The organism is Chitinophaga sp. CCNWYY40 (assembly GCF_037483205.1).
Taxonomy (GTDB): Bacteria; Bacteroidota; Bacteroidia; order Chitinophagales; family Chitinophagaceae; genus Chitinophaga; species Chitinophaga ginsengisegetis.
In genome coordinates, this window is record NZ_JBBHLF010000002.1 from 495,540 (window position 1) to 520,269 (window position 24,730).

A 24,730-nucleotide genomic window follows, 5' to 3' on the forward strand; every position below is an offset into this window, starting at 1 on the left:
CAGTTTTTTATGCCTTATTTATTTACATCTGAATCCGTTTCAGAAGGACATCCTGATAAAGTAGCTGATCAGATCTCTGACGCTTTGATCGACAACTTTCTGGCATACGATGCAAAATCTAAAGTAGCTTGTGAAACGCTTGTAACTACCGGCCAGGTTGTTTTGGCAGGTGAGGTGAAATCAGAGGCATACCTTGATGTGCAGGACATTGCAAGAGAAGTAATCCGTAAAATTGGCTATACCAAGAGTGAGTACATGTTTGAAGCGAATTCCTGTGGAATTCTTTCTGCCATACATGAACAATCTCCGGATATCAACCAGGGCGTTGACCGTAAATCTCCGGAAGAACAAGGTGCTGGAGATCAGGGTATGATGTTTGGTTATGCTACCCGCGAAACAGAAAACTACATGCCGCTGGCACTGGATCTGGCACACAAACTGTTGCTGGAACTTGCTGTACTCCGTCGTGAAAATAAAGAAATCAAATACCTGCGCCCGGATGCCAAATCCCAGGTAACCATCGAATATTCTGATGATAATAAACCGGTAAGAATCGATTCTATCGTAATTTCTACCCAGCACGATGATTTCGATGCTGATGAGAAAATGCTGGCAAAGATCAAGGAAGATATGATCAATATCCTGATCCCCCGCGTAAAAGCACAGCTGAAACCGGAACTGCAAAAACTGTTTGAAGGCTTTGATATCAATCACCATATCAACCCAACCGGTAAATTTGTAATCGGTGGCCCTCACGGTGATACCGGCTTAACCGGCCGCAAAATCATCGTAGATACGTACGGTGGTAAAGGTGCTCACGGTGGTGGCGCTTTCTCCGGTAAAGATCCTTCCAAAGTAGACCGTTCCGCTGCTTATGCAACCCGTCATATCGCCAAAAACATGGTGGCTGCAGGTGTGTGCGACGAAATACTGGTACAGGTATCCTACGCAATCGGTGTAGCTAAACCATGCGGTATTTATGTAAACACCAACGGTACCTCCAAAGTGAAACTGAACGATGGCGAGATTGCAAAGAAGATTGAAGAGATCTTTGACCTGCGTCCTTATGCGATCGAGCAAAGACTGAAACTGCGCAACCCTATCTACAGCGAAACTGCTGCTTATGGTCACATGGGCCGCGAACCTAAGGTGGTTACCAAAGTATTCAACAAAGGCAAGAAACACGAGAAGAGTGTGGAAGTTGAGCTGTTTACCTGGGAGAAGCTGGATTACGTTGACAAAGTAAAAGCAGCTTTCGGTTTATAATCACCCCGGAAGTATTATATATAATTACAAACTGGCCGTTTCAACTATTGAGACGGCTTTTTTGTTTAGAGCCTGTACCTTTTTATTCATTTGTGCTTCATTTTATCACATTTTTAGAATGTGGAAAAGTTTTTCAATTTTTTTATAAAAAGTTCAAAAAAAGTTACATATTACTATTGATTTTATAGTATATTTAATAGTAATATTATTGATTGGCCTACGTTTTAAGACTGGCAAGCGCATTATCGGATCGGCCCATTTGGGAATAAATGCATAAAGACGTCAGTTCGTTTCCTGAAATCCGTTGTAACTCATAAAGCCCTTTTTCAGGCATATAATATTTCGCGGTGGACGTCCGTTAAGATGCTGTTTTATATCCAAAATTCTGGATATTCGCAGCCATAAATTAAAATGGACCGTTTAAATTGTTTCCGGAGACAATTGTATGCAGTGCATTATTTTTTGAATGACCGAATCCATATCACTTGAATCAATTTGCAATTTACCAATGGGTAATTGTGAGCTTTTTATTGAAACCATATAATATCTGAAAAACCATGAGGCACTACATTACCGCACGATTGTCTATGTTTACATTCGTATCCGTTGCTCTGGCTTTAGTCATCACAACTGAAAGTTGCAATAAGGATCAATTAAGCCAGGTACTACCGGAAAATAATCCAACTGAAACTGCTGCAAAGCCCCCTGTCGGCGGGAAGCAATACACGCTTGTTCCCGACAAAGACGGGAGATTGGTTGTAGATGGGAGCATTTACAAAGCCGGGGAAATTTTGAATCTGAAAGGAACATTTTCTGCTATCGTTTTTAATAACCTGAAAGGCGCTTCAGGCAGCCCTATCATTGTTAAAAACGCCAGTGGCACCGTAGTTAAAATAGGTAATCCATCCTGGAGTGGTGGTTCCTGGTCTACAGCCATCAGTTTTGTAAACTGCCATTACGTGAAAGCGGGTGGTGAAAAATCAAAATCTGAGTTTGTAGTAGAAGGAAGTACCCAGGCAGGCAGAGAAGCATATTTTAACTTTACGCTCAGCAAGCACACCGATAATTTTGAGATCGCCAATGTTACCATACGTAACGGCGGCACAGGGATATGGGCTAAAACAGACCCGGTAAAGGGCGATGTAAGCACACAGTATCCTAATTCCTACATGGAGAATCTGCTGATCCACGATGTGGCTATCAGCGGTACCAACAACGAAGCATTCTATATTGGTCATACTGCCCTTTACTGGAACCTCACTGCTAATGCCCCTTACTATGGTGCTCCTTCAGGATTTACCAGCGGACAGGAGTATGTGCAGCCCATTAAATGGCGCAATGTAAAGATCTATAACAATAGTGTTTCAAATGGTGGTGCAGACGGTATCCAGACTGCCGCTATCGACAAACTGGAAATATATGGCAACACCGTTACTAACTGGGGTGGTCAGCATAATTCAGGTCATAACGGCGGCATCCTGATTGGCGGCCGTACTACCAACACCAACGTGCACGACAACTATGTACACGATGGATGGGGTGAACTGATCCAGTTTTACGGATCCGGCGAAAATGGCGCCACACACATTATCCATAACAACCTGTTGAGAGATAACCAGGGAGATGGTGTGAGCCTGAGAGGAACCGACAAGGCAGTGGTGCAAATCACCAACAACACCATTGCAAGAACCGGTGGCGTGTCTCTCCGTATTAACGGCTATTTCGGCCAGACTGCAGCGCAGATCGTTAAAGATAACGCGTTCATTCAACCACGTGTAAATGGCGGCACAATCGTTCCTAATGCCTATATATACACTGAAAATGGAGCGTCTGTTACAGAAGGAACCGGCGCAGATGCCAATTCCAAATTTGCAACAGTGGCGGATGCTGGTGTGGACACCAACAATTTCTATCAGCCTAAATCCGGTTCAGCATTGCTGACCACGGGCTATAGAACAAACTAATCCGGACAATTCAGCAATATGCTATAATGAAACAGCCGCCCTGGTTATCCGGGCGGCTGTTTTCTTTTTTACCGGGCATTATTTTTTTCCTTCAAGATACTTCCACATCATTTCATTCACCTCCTGTGGTTGCTCATAATGAGGCATATGCCCGGCACTGTCTACTTCATGTACTTCTAAAGTTGGGTATAAAGCAGTATAAGAACTTAATTTTTCTTTTGAGAAAAAGGGGTCTTGTTTACCATAGATGAGTAATATTTTTCCGGCTGGTATTTTCTTCAGTAAATAAAGCTGGCTTTGATTCAGCATGTTCATCCAGGACGACAGCGTGATACGCTTATACCCCCTGAAATTTATAAAATATTCTAACCGCTCCGCGTAGCTGTTAAACAGCGGCTGATTGACGAATTCTTTCCGTTGGTTCTCCACTGAGCGGGGATACCAGTAACCACTCATTAAAATATCGCTCATAACCGGGATCCGCAACAACCTGCTGGGCTGAAGGTCGCCGCTGGCAGCTGGTCCCAGCAATATGATCTGTTTTACACGTTCCGGGTGGCCGGCGGCGTAATCCAGCCCGATAGGGGCTCCCATTGACATTGCGATCATATCAAATGACTGGCGAAGCTGTAATGTGTCCAGCAAAGCAATCAGTTGCCTCCGGTACAGGCCAAGGTCATACACCGTTTCCGGCCGGTCGGAATAGCCCCTGCCGTAAAGATCATAAGTAAGCACCCGGTAGCCTTTGGACAGGAGATAGGGGATGTTAAACTTCCATACTTCCATGCCACTGCAGCCACCTCCGTGGATCAATACCAGCAACGGGGCGGTGTCCGGGCCATACAGGCTGTAATGTACAAGTCCCTGTTCGAGGCGTATGAACTGCCCCGGTGCAGATTTGCGCGTGTGCTCATTAAGAGGCGCGGTTTCCTGCCCGTGTTTAATGAACAGGAAAGCCGCTGTCAGCAGCAATAGAATGCCACCCACCAGTGATAGTATCCATTTAGCGACCCTGGGCATACGGGATTATCTTTTAAATTGCAGCAGCCACTCGTAAATATTCATACCATCTTCCCGGTAGGAAGGGTTGTAATATTGTTCCCAGCAGCAGTGTTTATGCTCCCCGATGCTTAGTTTGGTTAGCCCCGGTTTGTATTTGTTTGTGCTATCCGCATAAAGTTTACAGTTGCCAAGAAACACGGGTTCTTCACGGCCACCGAAATACCATACATGAATATTGTTCTGCGCAGTTACCTGGAAACTTTTCAGGTTCTCTGCATCAATAGTGGCAGGAGACATGTTCACGGCTGCGGCCACGCGCTTTGCCGTTCTTTTATCGGTTACGGCCATCGCAACAGACCATCCGCCCGCACTGTACCCGGTGATGTAAATACGGGACGAGTCGATCGGGTATTTTTTCAATACATCCGTAATCGCCGCATCCAGGTGTTCCGGACCAAGTGACCAACTGGTGGCCAGCGGCGCCATTACAATAAACTCATATTTTTTGCCATCCACTTTATTAACGGCATCAATATTCTTTCCTTCATGCATTTGTCTCGCTACGCCCTGCCGGAAGATTTTAGTAATATCAGTACCCGCAATACTTCTGCCATGAAGACAAATAAGTAACGGGTATCTTTTTCCGCCTTTCAGATTGTCCGGTAGCTTCAGCAGCGCCGGGATGCGGTGCCAGGGCGTAATCTGCACCTCAATCTGTTTGAATGGTTTCAGGTCCTGTGCAGACAGTAATACCGTCTGCAGCATAAACGTGATAATAAGAAATACTTTCATTCTTGATTTTATTTTCGGTAATCTGCCTTGCCGGCTACCTTGTTCACAAACCTCCATCTTATAAATGAAGCAATACTTCTTCCAGCGAAGTGCCGATAATTGCTTCCAGTACCAGCTTTGATTGTTTTACTTCTCTTTCGAGGTTTACCTTACGCACCATTTCTGCATTATAAATACGGTATGCCTCATTCAAACCTTCCACGGCAGTGTTCTGGTCTCCTTTTGAGAAGCGCTGTTCCACCTGTTTGTAGTGATTGTAGGAATCTTCCAGCAGGGGGAGTTGCAGTTCATACAATTGTTTGTTCGCTGCATAGTCTTCGTAGGCGCGCAATACGGCCGATTTTAAAGCCAGCTTTTCACCTTCTTTCTGTTGTTCGAATACTTTCCCGTTTGCCTTCGCAGTTTTTACTTCGTTAGGAATACTGATCAAATGTCCGAGTGGTACATTGATACCGAAGTTGTACCTGGGGTATAGTGTGTTGTTGCTGGTGGTACCGCTTCCTTTAATGGTAAATTCATTCAGGTTACCTGAAGCAACAATCATATCCAGCCAGCCGGCTTTAGCCCTGTTTTCGTCGTATTTTGTAATCTGTTTTTTTATGTCCAATGCTTTGATCTGGGGATTTTCCATTGCAAGCTCCACCAGTCTTGCTTTCAGTCTGGCCACTGTTGGCTGATCTGCAGGCAGGCGCAGCACAATGCTGGTATCGGCTCTTTGCGCCTTTGCCACTGTACCTGTTAATGCTACTAATAAAAAGAATAGTACTCGTTTCATGTTGTGATATTTGGAGATGATAATAAATATTTTAATTTTATAGAGATGCCGTTGAGGGCATAGTAAAGCAGGGCTGATTCAATAAGGCCGGATGATTCCTGTGCATAAATACTTACTACCAGGGCGAACATCACACAAAGGATGACCAGCGTAAACTGCTTTTCCATTTCTGTTCTGCTGGCAAAATAATTGGCGACCATATATTGCATCACCATGTAGATATTTACCATGATGAGCAGTAAGCCAATCCATCCCTGTTCAAGGGCGGTACGTAAATAACCGCTGTCGGGCGGAAAGCCATCCAGTTCGCTACCGGAACCAGGTTCGCAACTGAGGAACCCGCCACCGATAGGATGGCTGTAGATGTAAGGTTGTATACGATGCCTGTTCACTTCCCGCACATTCAGGGATGCGTCTTCCGAGCCGGAGAAGGCAGTCCTCATCCTGATAACAGTGGAATTGCCGTGAAACGGACCGAACATCAATACCAGGAAAGCAAATACAAATACCAGTGCGCCAATCACGGTATTCCTGTTCCGCAGGTTTACAAACAGCATCATGATCAGTCCCATTGGAACCATGATGTATGCTGTGCGGGTACCGGAAAATCCCAGTGCCATAAACTGAAGCGCCAGTGATATCAGCAGGAACACTTTTTTTGATGCAGATATCATTTTACTGGAGCTGGTCAGCAGTACAATATTTATAATACAGCCGCAGGCCATGATAACGCCAAATACAGCGGGGTCCGACACAAAGGAGAAAATACGGATACCGGTGAGAATAATTACTGTTTTGAATTTCTCGGGGTATTTGGCGATGTACGCTTTTTCAAACGGCATTAATCCAAACCACTGCTGAATACATGCATAAAAGGCTGCTATAGTAAGTATGATAATCCAGAATTTCAGGAACACTTTCAGGTCATTCATGTTGCGGATCATTTTCATGACCAGGTACATAAAGATCATATTGCGGACAAATACCCGCGCAAAGGTGGTCCAGCCATGCCGGTCGAAAACAAACGCAGGATTGAAAAACTGCAGCAGCACGTACCCTCCGTAGATGTAAAAGGTGATCAGCACAGGATCCCGGAGAAAGTCTACTTTCTTAATACTGTCGTCTCCTGCCTTTAGCAAACTGCCCAGTAACGTGATTAACAGGATGGCATCTATCAATACGCCCACGGGTATTTCCGTGCCGGACATTCTTTCAAGCAAACGTACTGTCAGTGCTACCGTACAGGAGATAAAATAACCTGCGCGGTAATTCAGAATGGAAATCGCAGCAACAGTGGTTCCTATCACCAGCCCGATGAGCAGCGCAATGTATTTTATCTCCTGGGCGCTGATATAAGCTATTGCCGGAATCAGCAGTACCCAACCGATAATAATAAAGATATTGAAGATATTTTTTTTCGCAATTTCCACTTAGGTCAATTTATAAGAACACTATTTTAACAGCCATAGCGATAATAGTAAGCGCTATAAAGATTAGGATCAGCATCTGATGAAGATGTTGGTCTATCGGCTTTTTCTTTGGTTGTACTTTCATATAAAACTATGTGTCATTATTTTTCCATTTGAACGGCTTATACCAAACTTTCCTGTAAAGAGGAAACTGCATCCTATTTTTACCAGTAAACGGTAAGCAATAATCGAAAGCAGGATAGCGGATGGTATACAGATCAGCAGCAATACTATTCCGTTGGTAATTCCGATACTCAGCAGCATTGCCCGCAATGCCGCAAAAACAGTAATATGCAGCAGATAGATATATAGAGAGTAATGGCCGGTTACGCTCAGGAACTGTAGCTTCTGCAGTTTTGCAAGCCAGGATGCCAGCATTATTACAAACAAACAGCCATTAAGCGCAATGAGCATTAACAGGTACAGGTTCATTTGCTGATGATACAGGTAATACCATTGCAGGGCACAAAACACCGGTGTCAGCACGAGCAGGTTTACCGGGTTGGATAACTGCTGTTGTGTTTGCGCACGGAAAAAGTATCCCGCAGTAATATCGCCGATTGCAAAGTAGATGTAGTGCAATGCAATATCATAAAGCGCACTGTGGCTTCGCACATAAGGCGCTACGCCCAGCAGTAGCAGCCCTGTCACCAGTTGCCAGCCCTTTTTCTCTTTGATCAGCAGTGATGTCAGCAGGTACAACATAGTTACGTTGAATAACGCAAACAGGTACCACAGCTGATCCAGCGTTCTTGGCTGGAGCAGGATATTCAGAAAATCTCTTCCCGACCGTTCCGCGTTTGAGTAATCTGGAAAGAAGATCTGTAAGCTGATTTGTATTACTGCCCAAAGTATATAGGGATATAATAGCGTATTGATCTTTGATATTCCAAAGCTTACGGCGCCTCTTTTAGCAACACTTCTGCTGAAAAAAAATCCGGAAAGCAGGAAAAATAATGGCATCCTGAAACTGTAAAGCATATCGTTTGTAGCCAGCACCTCTTTTGGAAGAGATACGCCCCGCGCCACCAGACCATATGCCAGATGACGGTAAACCACCAGTACAATGGCTATTCCCTTGGCGTAATCGATCCAGGCATAACGCGAATCATTTTTTTCGGGTCGCAAACTAAATATGTCTTTAAAGATCCGTTGATACATGTTTAAAAGATCAAAGCTCAATAAAATCTTCTTTTACATTATTCAAAACTACTCCCAGGAACTTATCACCAAGAGATTCCAGGAACTCGGAAGATTCTCTGTCAATCTGTTTTATTTTTAAATGAGATGAGAAAATTGCCACCACACCTTCGGCGTAAGCCGCCAACTCGCGGCTATCTGTGAAATCGTTCAGTGGCGCGCCTTCCATCAAAATATAGTCGTAATGTTTTTTCAGTTCCGGCAAATAATTGAGCAGGTGGTTCGGCGGTAAAATTTCTGACGGCGTATAGTCGCCACCTTTACATCCGATAATTTCAATACCTGGTGTTTCGTAAGTAGTAACAATCTCTTTTACCTTTTCAATGGAAAACTCTTCCGGTGGTACAGAGAAATGTTCCAGGGTTGGCTTTGCTTCCATTTGAACGCTCACATCGTTGTTACAAAAATTGGTGTCGATGATCAACACTTTCTTGTTGCTCAAACTAAGGCTGTAAGCCACTGCCTGCAGCAATGTGGTTTTGCCCTGCTGCGGTTCTGTACTGGTGAACAAAAATATTTTTTTACCGCTGCTTTCCAGTTCATACCTGAGTTTGCGTAACAGTTCACGGAAAACATTTTGTCTTTTTAACCATTGCGCTTCATCCGTTTTCCGTTGCAGTATTTGCAGCAATTTATATCGCTGAAGATTGGTATGATTGATAGTGGCAATCAGTTTCAGGTTGGAGCTGCGGTTGAATACAGAAGGTGATTTCAGTGAATTATCCATAAACTCATGGAAGAGAATGCCGATGCAGGAGATCATAAAAACAGCCATGCCAGACATGCCCATAATGATCAGCCTTTTGGATGATTCGGGTGTGAAAGCCGGTTGTCCTTTTAATGTTTGACGGAAATTATCCTGTGGAACATTCCGGTTATCCAATGCGGACCCCAGTTTTTCTTTCAGCTTATTATATTCATCCTGCGCTAACTCTACTTCCTGTTGCAGGGACGTAACAGTAGCTTCCTTATTGGCGTAAGAGCCAACAGAGGAACGAAGATTACGGATCTTTCCTTCCAGGGTGCTGATATTTAACCTGGAGGCGCTTACCTGTGCTTCCAATGCATCCCTGCTTTGGATCAGTTCTTCGCGGGTACTCACTTTACCGGTAGTAGCGGAGGCGTCGAGCAGTACCTTTTGCAGTTTGGCGCGCTGCGTTTTTATTTTCTCTGCCAGCGCATTATCAGTGGAACCGGAATTTACATACTGGTCATTCAGATCGTTGATTTGTTTTCTCAGGCTAACTATTTCTCCGTTTGAATTGGAGTAAGTTGGTTTGCCACTGCTTGCCTGGGCCAGCTGTGCGTTTACATTACTGAGAGAAGCCTGCAGGTTATTGTAATTAGCTCTTTCATCTGATACAGATTTCTCAAACTGTTTGATCAGGTCCCATTCGTTGCCGCTGGCGGTTTCCACGTTTAACACGCCCTGTTGTGTTTTGTAACCTCTGAGCGCTTCAACTTTCTGATCCAGTTCCTGTTTCTTCTGGTTCACCAGTGCTTCAAATGTCTCTACGTTTTCAACAGAACGTTCGGAACGTGAACTGCGGTAAAAACGGATAAACTCTTTGTAAAGGGTATTAACGGTGTAAGCAGATAATTCAGGATTATCTGAATAACAAATGATATTGATATAATCTGTACGGGAAAGACGTGTAGCGTAAAGCATTTTACGGATAGACTCAAAGTCGTACCGGTAAATCTTCATGAACTCCAGTATTTTTCTTTCGTCCGGCTGGGAGGAAGAGAGTATTTGCAGCGAGTCAATTTTCTGGCGGCAGATACGCACAATTTCTTCCTTGTTGGCACTGGTATAATGAGGATCTTTTAAATCTTTTTCTGAAAGATGCCTGAATGGTTTGTTGGAGGTGAGATCGTGTACCATCAGGTCGCATGCCAGCAATCCTATCACCAGCGGTGAATTCATGGTTTCGATGACGTTATCAAATTTAACGTCTGCTTCAAAAAGATTCAGATTTTCATCGCGTAGTTTAATCTGTTCATTTGTTGTAAAGCCTGTCGCCATCTGGGCGGTGGAGGCATATAACTTGGGTTTACCGATTGTAAAGGCAAATGCTGCTGCCACAGCGGCGATGGTGCTGAACAGGATCCACCATTTCTTTTTAAGCAATGCCTTTATGAAATACACAATGTCCATATAGAATTTTTCCTTTAAGCTTTAATTGATACGCAGAGTGGGATACACAGATAAGTGTATATCAGCCTTGCCCCGGCGTGGTAACTGGTATGTCAGAGGAGATGGTAAAAAATAAGATGATAATGTTTGGCAAGAAGCCTTACAATATATCAGGTTTTTGGCGCGGATGAGGTTAATGGGGAGATATCCGGGGAGCATAGCTATCCAGGTATATCCGGTTATGGCTCAAAGGTAAAAGATTATATTAAAACACACTTTATTTTTAAGCGAAACATAAAAATTAGTTGGTAACCGTTGAAGTTTGGGGGGTAAAGAGAATTTTTTACAAAAAAACCGTTCCGGAACATCGCCCGGAACGGTTTTACTTTTATAATAATCATTCAGTTACAACTCAGTTCTGCCTGATAAGTTTAACACTCTTTGTTTCACCGGTAGAAGAAGTAATCTTCAGGATGTACACACCCGGCAGTACTACTGTACGTTGTGTATTGATCCTTATCAGGTTTTTACCCTGCGGTACTTCTTTCCTGGTTTCACTGTAGAGACGCTTACCACTGAGGTCATTGATTTCGATGAGCATTACAGGTGCTGTTTTCTGCAGTGTCATATCAATGGCCAGGTTATCTATGTAAGGGTTTGGATAAACGTTCACCAGCATGCTGCTTTTTGCAATGTTTGTTGTCACGCTCATTGAACTGCCGGTACCCATCAGCTGGGTATTATTGCCCAGGTTTTGGATATTGGTGGTAGCAATAATTTCCATCGCATTCAGATAGCCTACCTGACCGCCCGGAGGGATGCTGAGAGTGAAGGCAATTTCACCGTTGGCGTCCGCTGTAAGGTTCAGGAAATCGGCTGTTGTGCTGGTATTGTTTTGCGCACTCAGCGTTTTGCTTACACCATTGATGGTGAATTGGGTGCTGCCGTTATCCGGCTGTGGCGCCCACCATTTACTGTTGGACAGGAACTTGATGGTGTAAGTGGTATTGGCACTTAACCCGGTGAGGTGACCGTGCATTACCGGTGCGCCTGTAAAGAAGCCAGGTAATGAGCCAAAGTACAGGTATTCGGCCAGTACCGCATCCGGATACACACCACTGTTATTACCGGTGGTAGCGCCTTCAACGCCTGCTGCCCACCATGTTTCATCAAATCTCAATCCTACGGTAGTGGTTTGTCCCTGATCGTTTTTCAGGTTAGACGTAGCGCCTGTAATATTGTTCCATGGAGCCGGTACCGTGTTATTGAGCTTGAAGTTCAGTAACAGTTTGTAACTGCCGCTGGTGTTCGGCGGCGGAGTTACCGTGATATTGAATGTAGTAGTATCAGCAGCGCCGTAGGTATCTTTCACAATAACTTTTACATTATTGTAGGTGCCTGCATCGCTGATGGTTGGCGCAATAGAAAGCGATACGTTACCGCCTGATTGCGTCAATGTAGCAAAAGAAGGCAGGTTGACGGTACTATAAGTAATCGGGTTGTTGTCCGGGTCCGTTGCCGTCACGGGAACATTCAGACTATAACCTGCCTCCACACTCTGGTTGGTAATATCTGTTATTACCGGTGCGTGATTGACTGTTGGCGCTGTGGAAGTACCCGCTACCACTTCGATGGCATTCAGGTAACCTACCTGTCCGCCCGCAGGGATACTCAGCGTAAATACTATTTCACCATTCGCGTCGGGGCTGAGGTTTGTGAAGCTCACCACGCTTGTGGAATTATTTTGTACATACAGTGTCTGGCTAACACCGTTGATAGTAAATTTCGTGCTGCCATTATCCGGCTGCGGCGCCCACCATTTACTGCTGGAGAAGAACTTAACGGTAAACTTCTTACCGGCTTCCAGGCCAGTGATATGGCCGGTCATGCTTGGCGCTCCGGTGAAGAAGCCCGGCAATGAACCAAAGTAGAGGAAGTCGTTGATCACAGCATCAGGGTATACACCACTGTTATTGCCGGTAATAGCGCCTTCACCATTGGTCGCCCACCAGGTTTCATCAAACACCAGGCTGGATGCGGTGGTTTGTCCCTGGTCGTTTTTCAGGTTGTTGGTAACTCTTCCGGTAACATTATTCCATGGAGCAGGCGCAGTACTGTTCTGTTTAATATTGAGGAACAGTTTATAACCGCTGGTATCTCCACCTGCCGGTGCATTCACTGTGAGGTTAAATACCGCCGTGTCGCTGTTGCCATGAGTATCCGTACCAATTACACCGATGTTGTTAAACTGACCTGCGTTGTTGGTAGCAGGGGCCACCAGGAGGTAAGGATTACTACCCTGGGACTGTACTACAGAAACAAAGGAAGGAAGGTTATAACCCGTGTAAGTAATGGCATCATTTTCAGGATCGGATCCCTGCAGCTGTACATGGATGGTATCTCCGGCTTCCAATGTTTTGTTTGGAATAGCCGTAATTACCGGAGGCTGATTTACTACGATGGTAGTATCACCGGCTCCGCCTGCATTTATTTCCATCGCATTCAGGTAGCCTACCTGGCCACCGGCCGGAATACTGAGGGTAAATTTGATTTCACCGTTAGCATCTGCTGTCAGGTTTTCAAAAACCGCTGTATTCGCAGTATTGTTCTGAACGTTCAGGGCTTTGGTTACACCATTAATAGTGTACTGTGTGCTGCCGTTATCCGGCTGCGGCGCCCACCATTTACTGCTGGAGAAGAACTTAATGGAATAAGTCCTGTTTGTTTCCAGACCGGTGAGGTGTCCGTGCATAGACGGCGCACCTGTAAAGAAGCCGGGAAGCGAACCAAAGTAAAGGTACTGGCTCATCACGGCATCAGGGTATACACCGCTGTTATTGCCGGTAGTGGCGCCTTCTGTACCTGCTGCCCACCATGTTTCATCGAACGACAGACCAACACTGGTGGTTTGTCCGTTGTCATCTTTCAGGTTGGAAGTAGCCCCGGTGATATTATTCCACGGTGCAGGTGCCAGGCTGTTCAGTGTGAAGTTAAGGAGCAGCTTATAGTTAGGTGTTGGTTTATCCACCACGGTTAATACGAAGCTGCGTACATCAATACCACCCTGGTTGTCTGTTGCCTGTAATTTAATAGTATAAGTACCGGATGCGCCGTAACCTGGTTGCAGGTTGATCACACAGGTATCATTATTACTGGTGATGGTGGCAAAAGGAGGAATCTGGAGTGCTGTCCAGGTGTAGGTATTACCCGGATTCAGATCATGCAGGGATACCTTTACGGTTTTCTGCGTTCCTTCATCTGCGCTCCATCCTGCAACGGAATCTATTACCGGAGGATAGTTATCATTTACGATGATATTAAACAACGCGGTGTCTTTTCCTCCGTTGGCATCTGTGGCAATCACTCCAACACCGTTATAGGTGCCTTGCTGCGCTGCAGTTGGCGCCAGGATCAGGGAAGTGGTACCGGCGTTCTGCTGCAGGGAGAAGAATGCAGGTGCGTTATAAAGACTAAAGGTAATTGCATCATTATCCGGATCGGTAGCCGACAGCGGGATACTCTGGGTGGTGCCGTAACGGATCGTCTGACTGCTGATATCGGCTATTACCGGAGGATTGTTCAGTGATTTTGCTATCACTGCTTTGGTAAATGCAGAGTAACCGCCTTCACCGAAAGCTCTTATCTTATAATATACTACTGTATTGGCAACGAGGGAAGAATCAGAGAATGTTCCCTGTCCGGAGGCCACAGGAGCTACGCTCTTCAGCACGCTAAAGTGCAGGCTGTCTGCCAGGGAGCGTTGAATTTCGTAACCTGTTTCAATGGTGCTGTTATCTGTCCAGGTTAATTTCACTACCTGGGTGGAAAGCGCCTGTGTAACCAGGTTGGTAGGCACTGCCGGTGGTAATGGCTTGGCTGCTGTGGTAGCATTGGCTACAGCGCTATAGGCCGACTCACCATAAAGGCCGATAGCCCTTATCTTATAATAGTAAGCAGTGGAGGCGTTCAGCGCAGTATCTGTATAGCTTACCGCATTGGCCGCCGCAGTAGCAACGATGGTATAAGTTCCGCCGCTGCTGGTGCTTCTGTATATTTCAAAGCCTGTTTCATTATTGCTTTTATCTGCCCATGTCAGGTTTAGTTTACTGTAATTATTTACAGCTACTGCCAGGGTAGTAGGAGCGGTAGGTGCGGTACCATTTACTACAGACGTATCAATAAAGGCTTCTGCCGGTATCAGCGTACGGGTATTGATACCCGCAGCAGTGCTGGTCCAGTATACGCCCATAGCGGAGCCACCGCCGCCCTGGAAGTAGGTAACCGTGATAGGATACACTCCCGCATTGACAATTACAGTGCCTGATGCGTAAGCAGCAGCATGAGCGCCGTCGTTATTTACGGTTGCAGTTGCAGAGTTACTGTATGCTTTATTGAAATACAGCTTGCTGCCATCATCTGAATACGTTTCAAATTTATAGGTACCAGTAACAGGGATACGGATATAACCTGTCCACATTACTGCGTAATTGGTGGTAACACCAGCTGGTACAATACTCTGGTCCGGTACATAAGCCTTACCTGTTTGGGCAGGTGTAAGGTTGGTAAAGTTGGGCAGGTTACTGTAAGAACCGGTATAATATTTATAATTAAGATTTGCCTTTTTGGTTCTCACCGTTACCTGGTTACTTGGGGTAGATGATTTTCCCGACACATCTTTTGCCTTTACGTAGAAGTTATACAAAGTACCATCTGTAAGACCTGTTACGGTTGCGGTAAGTACTTTGCCTACGGATGTTCTCAACACATTGTTTGCATAAATATCGTAACCGGCGATACCTGCGTCATCTGTAGCAGCAGACCAGTTCAGTATTACCTGGTTATTAGTATAACTACCGAGGGTTAAAGACGGAGGGGCAGAAGGAGCAGAGCTGTCTGACGCAGTGGTGCCTTTTACCTCAGCAGAGAGAGGTCCGGCCGCATTGTCGTTTACAGGACGTACTTTATAGAAATAGCTGGTATTTGGAATAAGATTGTTATCAGTAAAGGAAACTACGTTGGCGTTGTTTTTTCCAACAAGCACATAAGGGCCACCGGCCTGGGTTGCCCGGTATATTTCAAAATACTTTTCACTATAGGTTGGTGTGGCATTTTCCACCCACGACAACACGATCTGTGTTTTGGTGAAACTGTTTACTGCCAGGCTGCTGATAGGATCAGGCCCGTTCACGCCGGTGCTGTTTACCACCCTGAATGTATCGGAATAGGTGCCGATGCAGTAGTTTGGTGCTTTAACCCGTACTACATAAGCTCCCGGAGTAGAGGTTGTTAAAGTGTTGGTGGTACTGATAATGGTGGCGCTGCCCGCGCGTATCCATTCATAACTGAGCATACCCGCAGGCACCTGCAGGGTAATACTGGTAGTACCATCCGGAGCCGGAAGCACATTGCTGGCAAGGGCAGGGGAGGTGGTAATGGTTTGTGGAGGAGAAGCAGGCTTATAACTGATCACCAGCGGGGTCGGCGACCAGCCGGTCCAGCCGTTAGGCAGTTGCCCTCTTACACGATAGGCGCCCGGAGTGGTTACCGCGATGGAGTTGGATGTGCCGGTAGATATAGTGGCACCATCTTTCTGCCATTCATATTGTAAAAATCCCGGCGCTATACCAACGGTGATAGTCTCGCCCGGACAAAAAGTTGCAGATCCATATAATGGATAAGGATTCAGCCTGTTGGCTCTCAGCATGAAGGGCGCAAAATCAGGCTCGTTCCATGCATCAACCCAGGTATTATGTTCATCGTTGGGGTACGTAGTAAGTTTAAAATTACCACCGGCGGCATTAATCAATGCCACCACCTGGTTAGTAGTATAAGGAGCAGGGTTGCCATCCAGGCCACCCTGGAAAAGCCACATCGGCGTAAACTTGTAGGTATCAATATGATTGCCGTAATCTGTGGCCATTGCGCTCATTGGTAAAGAAGCCGCTGTTAACTGGGGATAGCGCATGGTGAATTCCCATGTGGCCCATCCACCACCGGACAACCCGTTTACGCTCAGGCGATCGGGATCGCCTTTCGCGCTGGTAACAATGGAATCAATCACCTCTTTCAGGTTATCGTAGTCGTTGGGACCCCAGTAACCACCCTGGCTTTGAGGATAAATAAGATAACCATCGAACTGGCCGTTATCAACGCGGTTGGCCCATGTCTGGCCTCCCCATAATAACTGGAATTCGTTATCGTAGATGGTGCCTTTTTCACCTACACCATGAAAGAACAGGTAAATGGGATATTTTTTCCCGTCGTTTACACCAGGGGCATAGGTTTTCGGGAATTTCAGGCGAAACGCCATGTTCTTATAAATGTAGCATTTATAAGAACTGGTGCCATAGCTCATCCTGACAGTTCTCACCCATTTGGTGATTTTATCATACTGCGGATCTGCTGGGGGGGCTGCAGGATTATAAGTGATTACAGGATCACTGGGGTTTAACGCTGTTTGGGCCTTCACTGCAGGTAGATAGCAGAGCCCTAAGAGCATTAAAAGGAGCATGCGGTGTAAAGTTCGATTCATGGAAGTATGTTATATGTTATGTTATCCGGCAGTCATTCGGCTTCAACTGCAGAAAAAAAAGTATAACAAGCACTGATCCGGAAAGCCGGACATACTTGCAATTCAAAGGAGATGGTAAAAATTAAATACACTCCGGATAGCTGTTATCCAAAGTTGACGTGGCTTTATCGAAGGATGAGGTCTTTGGAAAAAAATGGCTGTAGGTAAATCATCAATTCACTGATGGTGTATTTGTATTCTCAGCTCATTTGTGACAAAAATGATTCTACAATTGGTTTTATATATTCACCGCTAAAGTAAATAACTGTAGCTATATATTAAGTTTTTTTTTGCAAACGGCGTTTTTTTGCTGGTAAACGCAAATTTTTGTCGGGTGAAATAAACCGGCGCTCTCATTATTGAACAGCAATACTACGTTGTGCCCGTTCCCATACAGCGGATTGCCGTTTCCTGAAGAAGCGGATGCAACCGATGTAAACGGCCACGTTCATGAATACAAAGTAAAAAGGGATATAGAAATATTTGGCTTTGATCTGTTTTTGGGCAAGTAAGTAACCGGTAAATGCGGCCATATAGAAAAGCAGCTGTAATACGCCGGTAACTATATATATAATACCACCATTGAACAGGATAAGAAGAATATTGGAAACCAATGCCAGTAACAGGGATAAAGGCGCAAGCGTCCAGCGGAGTACCCGGTGGGACACATACTGCCACGTAATTTTTGGGTATCTGAAAGGATTTAACAGAGGGAGCAACCGGCCCATCGACTGAAAACCACCTGCACTGATCCTTACCTTGCGCTTATACTCTTCCTGAAGGGAGGCCGACGAGGTTTCCATTGCATAAGCGGCAGGTTCATACATCACCCGGTAACCCTTCATGTTAATTTTGAATGAAATCATGAAATCATCCAGTATGGTATCTTCCAGTGGCTGTTCATAGAGTGCAGTACGGATAGCTATCAGTTCGCCGGCGGCGCCCATCACGCTATATAGTTCTGCATCCCATTTTTTCAGTAATGACTCATATTTCCAGTACATGCCCTCGCCCTCGGCCTCCGCACCACCGGTGGTAGCCATCACTTTCTTTTCGCCGGCGACCACGCCCACCTGGTCATCTGCAAAGTGTTGCATGAGCAGGGATACCGCTGCGGGGTTCAGCAGGGTATTGGCGTCCGACAGCACTACAAAAGGAGTGGTAACTGATGCCATGGCACGGTTTACTGCGGCCATTTTTCCTTTGCGCTGCGGATCATACAATAAGGTAATCCGTGGATGCTGCGAAATGATTTCATTGGTGTTATCGGAAGAACCATCTGTAACAAAAATGAACTGTATTTTCGCGGCGGGGTAATCCATCGACAGACTATTGGCTATCTTTTCCGCAATAAAATCTTCTTCATTATAAGCAGCTACCAGGAAAGTAACATCCGGTACAAAAGGCGCAGCCGTTCCGGAGGTTTTGCCCTGTAATAGCCGTTTGACGCGGATTACAAGGTAAAGGAGGAAACCATATCCTACGTAGCTATAGCATACTATAAAAATACTCAGCCAGAAAATCACAGACAAAATCGACATAGAGGACAATACATTTATGGGGACACGTATGTTTTCAATGCAAAAGTATCACAATTTGCATCATACGCAATTGTATTTTTATATTAGATCGTTGTTTCATATCGTTTTATTGACATCATTCCGACCGTTTACAGTAAAAATTGCAACACTTACCCACCAAATTAAGTCGTTTACCAAAAAAAGTATCTATGATATCCTGAAAATAATACTTTTGCTTCATGTTCATCAGATAACGGATCTGGTAACGAACAACAAAAATGTAAAAACCATCTTTCCTCTCTCATATCCCCATGTTAAAACCGCAGAAGGTATCTTACCTGACTAATAATTGACCACATCCCATCAAAGGCCTTCGGGAGCTTGCATAATTTTTTGCGTGTCCCATATTAACGGTTTTAATAATTGTTTGTAAAGAAGGTATAAATGAAAAAGAAAATTCTAATAATCGATGATAGTATGCCGATGCGTTATTTGCTGGAGGCAGTTTTAGGAAAAGAATATTCGGTGGTTTCCGCACAGGACGGGCTGGTAGCTATTACCTGGCTGTTGAAAGGAAACAAAGCGGATCTGATTATCACCGACCTGCAGATGCCCAATATTGACGGCTGGGAACTGCTGGATTACCTGTCAGGCAGCTATCTCTACCAGGATACGCCGGTAGTGGTGCTTTCAGGATTCTATGCCGACAAAATAAATGATCTTTCAACAAAATATAATAATGTGAGAGAAGTGCTGCAAAAGCCCTTCGACCCGATGCAATTGTTAAACAAAGTGGATTATATACTGGAGAAACAATTGAGTGCTGCTGCCGTATAAATGTTATTGTCACCTACGAATACACTACTAATTTTTAACCGATGGATACCTTTACTCACAACTTACTGCAGGTAGAAAGCATCAGAGGAGTAGATACCGGTAAAAGCTCCCTGCTTTACAAACTACCGGATGCTGAAAGTATTTTGCTTTTTGTTGGTGCTCCGCATAAGGGAATGCTGACTGAAAACAATCAGTTCAGAAGCATAGTGACAGAGAACGTAGAGGATGCGCAAAAAGTGATCAGCCAGTTGCAGCACGTTTTTAAGAAAGTGCCGGCAGCCATTATTTACCGGTTCGACAGTGCCTATGAATCGGCCCTTTCAGAATGGGAGGCCTATTTTAAAACGCACCAGTTTCTTTGCTCCATTCCTTTTTTCGTATACACAGAAAAAGGATTTGATGAACTGAAATCACTGGTGACCAGGCATTCCTTTATTGATGATATCATCACAATGGACGCGTGGCATGTACTGGGTAACAAAATCGCCATCGTGAGCAAGTTTAAACGCATGCGCACGTTCCCGGTATATAAAAGCAGCAGTCTCCGCACCCGGTTATACAACCGTAAGTTCTACAGTAATTTCCTGAAACGTACCCTCGATGTAGCATTGGCCGGCGGCGGTTTAATATTGCTGAGCCCTGTATTGCTGGCTATCGCGGTACTGATCAGGATGGAATCCAAAGGCCCGGTGTTCTACGCTGCCAAACGTGCAGGTAGAAATTACCGCGTCTTCAAATTCTATAAGTTCCGTACAATGGTGCCTGATGCGGATAAACAGCTGGATAAAATTAAACACCTGAATCAGTACGACGGACAAACGGACGGCCCTGTTTTTATAAAAGTATCCAACGATCCGCGGGTAACCAAACTCGGCAGCTTCCTCCGTAACACCAGTCTGGATGAAATTCCGCAACTGCTGAATGTACTGAAAGGAGATATGTCGCTGGTGGGTAACCGTCCTTTGCCTTTATATGAAGCTACCACGCTCACTACAGACGAATGGGTGGAAAGATTCCTTGCTCCGGCCGGTATCACAGGTTTATGGCAGGTTAGCAAAAGAGGAAAGAAAGATATGTCGGTGAAAGAAAGGATCGACCTGGATATTAATTATGCCCATAAACGCTCGCTCAGGTATGATATGTGGCTGATGGCAAGTACGCCATTCGCGCTTGTACAAAAAGATAATGTATAATGATAACAATTATAGAAGTAATACTGTTTGTTTACCTGGCCGGTTGTGTATTGTACAATCTGTTGTTAGCCATAGCTGGTCGTTTGAGCCGGAAAAAGAAAATTGCATATGAGGAAACTGTTAACTATGCGAGGATTGCAATCCTCATCCCGGCATATAAGGAAGACAGTATTATTTTATCTACTGTAAATAGTTATAACCGCCTGCGTTATCCATTAAAGCAGTTTGAAGTAGTGGTAATTGCGGATTCACTCCAGCCACGGACGATGGAAGAGCTGGCAGCAACAGGCGTGAATGTGATAGCCGTTAAGTTTGATAAAAGTACCAAAGCTAAATCGCTGAATACCGCTTTTGAAAGGTTGGGAGATAATTATGACCTGGCCCTTATCTGTGATGCAGATAATATGCTGGAAGCAGATTTTCTTTTGAAGATTAATCATGCTTATCAGCAGGGACATTACGCCATCCAGGGACAAAGAGTCGCCAAAAATCTGAACACTCCTTTTGCCATCCTGGATGCGGCCAATGAAATCATCGCCAATCACCTTTACCGCAAAGGCGCCAATGCACTTGGATTGTCTTCTTCGGTAATCGGTTCGGGTATGGCTTTTCACTACCCGCTCATCAAACAAATTCTCAGTGAAATACAGGCTACCGGTGGATTTGATAAAGTGTTGCAATTGCTGGTGATCTCAAAAGGACACAGCATTTTATACCTGGAAGACGCCTACGTGTATGATGAAAAGATTACGCATGCGGCGGTGTTTGAAAATCAACGGAAGCGCTGGATGTCCAGTCAGCTGGTATACCTGCGCACATTCTGGAGTAAAGGATGGTCGGCTTTATTCAAAGGCGATATCAATTACTTCAATCTTGCTGTGTGCCAGAACGCACTGTTGCCGCGGATGCTGCTATTGGCGGCATTAACGGTTTGCACAGCACTGGCCTTCCTGCTGGAACGTTTTATACCCGTTTCTGTTTACTGGTGGATAGCGTTGTTTATACTGAATATACTTAGTCTTTTGTTGCCTATTCCGGGGAAGTTCTTTACAAAATATCTTTTTACCGCTGTGCTTACCTTACCACGCGCTGTCGGCATCATGATATTATTGTTATTCCGCCTGAAAGGCGCCGATAAAACTTTTATACATACTACTCATACCCAAACAGGTATTGATAATCCTTTATTAGATGCAGCCAGAAAGTAATACATATTATCCGCTGGTATCGATTATAACTGTTAATTATAACAATGCTAAGGTAACGGTGGAACTCATGGCCTCCCTTAACAGGATCAGCTATCCCAACCTGGAGATCATTGTAGTGGATAACGCCTCTGCAGAAAGTCCGGTTGCTGCGATAAAGGATGAGTACCCGTCTGCTATTGTTATCGAAAGCAAAAGTAACCTGGGTTTTGCGGGAGGAAATAATCTCGGTATCAAAGCCGCCACCGGTGAATATCTTTTCCTGGTGAATAATGATACAGAATTTACCGAAGGACTGATAGAAGGCCTGCTGGAAGTATTTGCCAAACACCCGGATGCCGGTGTGGTAAGCCCCAAGTTCCATTATTTTTTTCAGAAAGGAACAATAGAGTATGCCGGGTATAAAGCCGTGGATACACTCACCGGGAGAAACAGTATGATTGGTTGCCGGGAAGAAGATAAGGGTCAGTACGACACCGTATCAGAAACGCACTACGCACACGGAGGCGCCATGATGGTATCTGCCCGCGCCCTTGCAAAGGTGGGCCTGATGCCGGAAGTATATTTTCTGTATTATGAAGAATTCGATTGGTGCGAACAATTCAAACGCCAGGGATATAAAATATACTACCAGTACAAATCGCTGATCTATCACAAGGAGTCCATGACCACCGGTAAGAACAGCCCGTTGAAAACGTATTATATTACACGTAACAGGATATTATTCATGCGCCGGAACGTAAAACTTCCTGCCAGGATGTTTTTCATGCTTTATTTTATTTTTCTCACCATTCCCAAAAATACCGTTCAGTTTTTATTAAAAAGGGAATCGGTTCATATGAATGCATTCTGGAAGGGAATTTTCTGGAATCTTAAACACCCTAAACCAGATAATATATGTGTGGCATAGCAGGGTTTATTGATTTTACCCAAAAATCAGACGCAGACATCCTGCGTAGCATGACAGATGTAATGGCACACCGCGGGCCAAATGACGCCGGCTATGAAGTGTACGAACATCCACAGGCTTCTGTTGGCCTCGGTCAGCGGCGTTTATCGATCCTGGATCTCTCGAAATCCGGGCACCAGCCAATGCACTTTGAACAGTATTCCATTATTTTCAATGGAGAGATATATAACTTTAAAGAGATCCGCACCGAACTGGAAAAGCTGGGTCACCACTTTCATTCAGGTGCAGATACAGAAGTGTTGCTGAAAGGCTATGCACAATGGAAGGAAAAGATCCTGGATAAATGCATCGGTATGTTTGCCTTTGTTATTTATGACCGCACCGCAGAGGAAGTAACGCTGTTCCGCGACCGCGCTGGTGTTAAGCCTTTATACTATTACTGGCACAACCGCACCCTGCTTTTTGCCTCGGAGTTAAAAGGAATTTGTGAGCACCCAGCTTTCCGGAAAGAAATTGATGAGAAGAGTTTGTCGCTGTTCCTCCAGTACAGCTACATTCCGGCGCCATACACTATTTACAGGAATACCCATAAGCTGAAACCGGGGCATCTCCTGAAGTTATCGCTCGGGGATGCTTCAATCCGGGAAGTCCAATACTGGAACGTACTGGATGCCTATCGTCAGCCGCTTACCGGGTTGTCTGAACACGATGTGATCAAACACACGGAAGAACTGATGCACAGCGCCTACGGTTACCGTATGGTATCTGATGTGCCGGTGGGGGTTTTCTTAAGCGGAGGATACGATAGCGCCAGCGTTGCGGCACTGTTGCAGTCCGATACTTCCAGTCGCATCAAAACCTTCACCATTGGCTATAAAGAGCCGCAGTGGGACGAATCAAAGGAAGCGAAAAAGATCGCGATGCACCTGGGTACGGAACACCACGAATGGATAGTAGGTCCCAACGAAGCAAAAGAGGTACTGCATCATTTACCGGAAATATATGATGAACCATTTGCAGATAATTCTACCGTACCTACTACGCTGGTCAGCAGGTTTGCCAGCAAGGAAGTAAAAGTAGTACTCTCTGCTGATGGGGGAGACGAGGTGTTTGCCGGATATAACAAGTTTAACCAGTCGCTCCGTTATACGGGAAGTTTTCCAAAACCTATACAGCGTACGCTCAGTGCTGCGATGTCTGTGGTATCACCGGAAATTATCCCTTACTTTAACAAGCAATATAATTTTGCTTCCCGGTACGAAAAAATGAAACTGATATGGGCCAGCGGCAAGCCGCAGCACGCGCTTAAATATATCAGCCAGTATCTCACAGAAAACGAAGTAAACTATTATACCGCAGTTCCTGCAGATGGTTATAAAACCAACTTCGATATGAACGGGGAGCTGGACAATATGAATGATCCGCTGAACAGGTTGCTGGCGGTGGATTATAAAACTTTCCTGGTAGACAATAACCTGGTAAAGGTAGACAGGGCCACCATGTCGGTGAGTATTGAAGGACGGGAACCTATGCTGGATCACCGTTTGGTGGAGTTCCTTGCAAAAGTGCCTGCCAGTCTGAAAGTAAAAGATGGCATCAATAAGTATATACTGAAAACTATTGTACATAAGTATATTCCCAAAACCTTAATGGAACGTCCGAAAAGACCTTTCATTGCTCCTTTACAGGAATGGTTTAAAGATGAGCTGAAAGAGCAGATGCAATATTATCTTTCGGGTGAGCGCCTCGCCAAATCAGGACTTTTCAATGTACCTCACGTAGAAGGATTATTGGAAACTTATTTGTCGGGTGGCAAGGTGAGTCATCAGAAACTATGGAATATGCTGGTTTTCCAGTTATGGTATAGCCGCTGGATTGAAAAATTGTAA

At 45.0% G+C, this 24,730-nt stretch carries 15 protein-coding genes; 7 read left to right on the top strand and 8 right to left on the bottom strand.

Annotated elements, in window-relative coordinates:
* Positions 1 to 9: 9 nt before the first annotated feature.
* Both metK and V7S65_RS07705 read left to right on the top strand, forming a co-directional pair.
* A complete protein-coding gene (metK, locus tag V7S65_RS07700) occupies positions 10 to 1,266 on the top strand; it encodes a methionine adenosyltransferase (RefSeq protein WP_079467428.1) in 1,257 nt (418 codons plus the stop codon).
* A gap of 557 nt (positions 1,267 to 1,823) precedes the next feature.
* Entirely contained in the window at positions 1,824 to 3,230 is a 1,407-nt protein-coding gene (locus V7S65_RS07705) for a right-handed parallel beta-helix repeat-containing protein (protein ID WP_336388639.1), read from the top strand.
* Between the two features lie 78 nt (positions 3,231 to 3,308).
* Here V7S65_RS07705 and V7S65_RS07710 read toward each other — a convergent pair whose 3' ends face one another.
* The 8 genes from V7S65_RS07710 to V7S65_RS07745 form a co-directional block, all read right to left on the bottom strand.
* Positions 3,309 to 4,250, bottom strand: coding sequence for an alpha/beta fold hydrolase (locus V7S65_RS07710; RefSeq protein ID WP_336388638.1), 942 nt, complete (start codon positions 4,248 to 4,250; stop codon positions 3,309 to 3,311).
* A 6-nt stretch (positions 4,251 to 4,256) separates the two neighbouring features.
* Positions 4,257 to 5,024, bottom strand: a complete 768-nt coding sequence (locus V7S65_RS07715) for a carboxylesterase family protein (protein WP_336388637.1) — start codon at positions 5,022 to 5,024, stop codon at positions 4,257 to 4,259.
* Between the two features lie 58 nt (positions 5,025 to 5,082).
* Positions 5,083 to 5,799: a TolC family protein gene (locus tag V7S65_RS07720; protein ID WP_336388636.1), complete on the bottom strand. Its 717-nt coding sequence runs from the start codon at positions 5,797 to 5,799 to the stop codon at positions 5,083 to 5,085.
* Positions 5,796 to 7,229 (bottom strand): O-antigen ligase family protein, encoded by a 1,434-nt coding sequence (locus V7S65_RS07725; protein WP_079467423.1) that lies wholly within the window; start codon positions 7,227 to 7,229, stop codon positions 5,796 to 5,798. Before V7S65_RS07725 ends, V7S65_RS07720 begins: the two co-directional genes overlap by 4 nt.
* Before the next feature lie 120 nt (positions 7,230 to 7,349).
* Positions 7,350 to 8,429: an acyltransferase gene (locus V7S65_RS07730; protein ID WP_339545453.1), complete on the bottom strand. Its 1,080-nt coding sequence runs from the start codon at positions 8,427 to 8,429 to the stop codon at positions 7,350 to 7,352.
* A gap of 10 nt (positions 8,430 to 8,439) precedes the next feature.
* Positions 8,440 to 10,626 carry a GumC family protein gene (locus V7S65_RS07735; RefSeq protein ID WP_336388634.1) on the bottom strand — a complete coding sequence of 729 codons (2,187 nt, stop codon included), beginning with the start codon at positions 10,624 to 10,626 and terminating at the stop codon, positions 8,440 to 8,442.
* Between the two features lie 391 nt (positions 10,627 to 11,017).
* Positions 11,018 to 17,137, bottom strand: a complete 6,120-nt coding sequence (locus V7S65_RS07740; RefSeq protein WP_336388633.1) for a fibronectin type III domain-containing protein — start codon at positions 17,135 to 17,137, stop codon at positions 11,018 to 11,020.
* 395 nt (positions 17,138 to 17,532) lie between these two features.
* On the bottom strand, positions 17,533 to 18,717 hold the full coding sequence (locus V7S65_RS07745; protein WP_181784999.1) for a glycosyltransferase family 2 protein: 1,185 nt from the start codon (positions 18,715 to 18,717) through the stop codon (positions 17,533 to 17,535).
* Positions 18,718 to 19,140: 423 nt separating this feature from the next.
* Between V7S65_RS07745 and V7S65_RS07750 the strand changes: the two genes are divergently transcribed.
* From V7S65_RS07750 to asnB, 5 genes are read left to right on the top strand one after another with little or no spacing between them, the layout of a single operon-like run.
* On the top strand, positions 19,141 to 19,533 hold the full coding sequence (locus tag V7S65_RS07750; protein WP_079467418.1) for a response regulator: 393 nt from the start codon (positions 19,141 to 19,143) through the stop codon (positions 19,531 to 19,533).
* A gap of 41 nt (positions 19,534 to 19,574) precedes the next feature.
* A complete protein-coding gene (locus V7S65_RS07755) occupies positions 19,575 to 20,726 on the top strand; it encodes a sugar transferase (RefSeq protein ID WP_200817178.1) in 1,152 nt (383 codons plus the stop codon).
* Positions 20,726 to 21,934, top strand: coding sequence for a glycosyltransferase (locus tag V7S65_RS07760; RefSeq protein WP_079467417.1), 1,209 nt, complete (start codon positions 20,726 to 20,728; stop codon positions 21,932 to 21,934). The genes V7S65_RS07755 and V7S65_RS07760 overlap by 1 nt, the downstream gene beginning before the upstream one ends.
* Positions 21,918 to 22,841 carry a glycosyltransferase family 2 protein gene (locus V7S65_RS07765; RefSeq protein ID WP_079467416.1) on the top strand — a complete coding sequence of 308 codons (924 nt, stop codon included), beginning with the start codon at positions 21,918 to 21,920 and terminating at the stop codon, positions 22,839 to 22,841. Before V7S65_RS07760 ends, V7S65_RS07765 begins: the two co-directional genes overlap by 17 nt.
* Positions 22,829 to 24,730, top strand: coding sequence for an asparagine synthase (glutamine-hydrolyzing) (gene asnB / locus V7S65_RS07770; protein ID WP_111578100.1), 1,902 nt, complete (start codon positions 22,829 to 22,831; stop codon positions 24,728 to 24,730). The genes V7S65_RS07765 and asnB overlap by 13 nt, the downstream gene beginning before the upstream one ends.